Origin of the sequence: Rhodanobacter sp. C06 (assembly GCF_002001105.1) — a bacterium.
Lineage (GTDB): Bacteria > Pseudomonadota > Gammaproteobacteria > Xanthomonadales > Rhodanobacteraceae > Rhodanobacter_A.
Window position 1 is genome coordinate 1 of the sequence record NZ_MUNP01000051.1, and the last position, 1,168, is coordinate 1,168.

At 50.7% G+C, this 1,168-nt stretch carries 1 protein-coding gene; it reads left to right on the forward strand.

Going from position 1 to position 1,168, the window contains the following annotated elements; genetic code table 11:
* Window positions 1-355: 355 nt before the first annotated feature.
* Window positions 356-991, forward strand: coding sequence for a hypothetical protein (locus tag B0E52_RS18360; protein WP_139351652.1), 636 nt, complete (start codon window positions 356-358; stop codon window positions 989-991).
* The last annotated feature ends 177 nt before the right edge of the window (window positions 992-1,168 follow it).

Sequence of the window (1,168 nt, forward strand, 5' to 3'; positions counted from 1 at the left end):
CGCGTCGCCTTGCGGTGCCGTTCGAAACCGGCGTCGTGCTCCATCGACAGGCTCATCTGCTTCGGCGTCATCGCGTAACATCCGTCCTCAGGTCGAGCTTCGACCACGGGGCAAAATCAGAGTTTCCTTAGCCTTGGCGGTGATTCTTTGTCTCACGCTGCCAGCGAAATCGCAGGCTCAGGGGGATGGAATCCTGCATGCGTCGTATAGCTTCCGGTTGACAAGGTGTTCCGATCCTTCAATTTGCAATGCTTTTCTCAAGCTCTTGGAAACTACGAAATTCAAATTTCCGCCATATTGCGGCATCCCGGAGAGCGACTCCGTACCTGGATTTGAGAAGTTGCACAGAGTCCCGTTGAGCGAAGCCAACATTGTCACCTTATTTCCTAAAGTTTTCTCATTCACTTACAAACAAAATCAAGACATCGTTCCGCCTGAAGCGACTAATGCGGAAATCGAAAATTACATCAAGGTCGGCGCAATTCGTGCATGGAAATATGTGCCATGGATTAGTTTAAAAAATGATGGAAAAACAGATGACGTCGTTGTGTGGCAAGGCTCTGGAGTGTATCCGGGACTGTCTGGGAATGCTCGTTGTGGAGAAGTCAACGAAGTGATGGATCCGCCTGATGGAGCTAGAACAGAACAGATTATTTTGGTGCTATCAGGCGAGGGTAATGCAATAGATGAACAAGAAACACGCAGGCTATTCGGTAATCCAGGCCCCTCCTCGTTATATATAAGAGCGTTTAAGGGGGTTGATGGCGTATCGCCATTCGGACCTCTGGGGCACGAGATGGGTTTAATGAAGTACAAAGGCACATCTTATATTTATGTGTTTGGAGCCGCAGCCCAGAGCAGCCAGATCAGCAAAAGTGATCAAGCGGAAAAACGAATTTGGTCCGAAGCGTTGAATACTTTGTCTTTGTACAGGTGGGTTGGCGATGCCAATCGTGAAGTCGCTCGGTATGCGATGACTGTAACGCACTGACGATTTGATCCGTAAAGAACCGGGGGCGCATTAAGATGAGTTACTCGCCACTAGCAGGCTGTTGAGAAGCACCGTCTCGCGCCACTCTCGATAGCCGCGATCTATGCATGACGGTCGTGATGGTGGGCGCATGGCGCGTTTTCCCGCCCTGCGGACGCACGTCTCCCACCGTTGCTC